Here is a 589-nt window from a genome sequence, read left to right on the forward strand (position 1 = left end):
CCAGGTGCGGCTTCTTCTCGCCGCCAGTGACTTCGACCTCGGTCCAGAAGGGCAGGTCGTCGCCGTAGTAGTCCGAGTCGTACAGGAGGCCGCCGTGCTCCACCACCAGGCGGCGCGTGTTGGGGCTGTCGCGGCCGGTGTACCAGCCCAGCGGCAGCTCGCCGGTCAGGTCCTTGATGATCTGCATGCCGATGCGCATGTGCTCGCGCTCGGTGGCTTCGTCGATGCCCTGGTAGTGGATCCAGCGCCAGCCGTGGCAGGCGATCTCATGGCCCAGTTCGACAAAGGCGCGGGTCAGTTCAGGATGGCGCTGCAGCGCCATCGATACGCCGAAGACGGTCAGCGGCAGGCCGCGCTTCTCGAACTCGCGCAGGATGCGCCAGACGCCGGCGCGCGAGCCGTATTCATAGATGCCCTCCATGCTCATGTGGCGGTCGGGGTAGGCCGCGGCGCCGACGATCTCGGAGAGGAACTGCTCGGAGGCGGCATCGCCGTGCAGCACGCAGTTTTCGCCGCCTTCTTCGTAGTTGAGGACGAACTGCAGCGCAACGCGCGCGCCGCCCGGCCAGCGGGCGTGCGGCGGCCGGGC

The 589-nt window shown here is 68.4% G+C and carries 1 protein-coding gene; it reads right to left on the bottom strand.

What is annotated here, in order from left to right:
* The coding region (locus CF68_RS34375; RefSeq protein ID WP_035827892.1) for a polysaccharide deacetylase family protein at positions 1-589 on the bottom strand (589 nt) is incomplete at both ends.

The sequence above is a fragment of the Cupriavidus sp. SK-4 genome (assembly GCF_000611125.1).
In the GTDB taxonomy this organism is placed as follows: domain Bacteria; phylum Pseudomonadota; class Gammaproteobacteria; order Burkholderiales; family Burkholderiaceae; genus Cupriavidus; species Cupriavidus necator.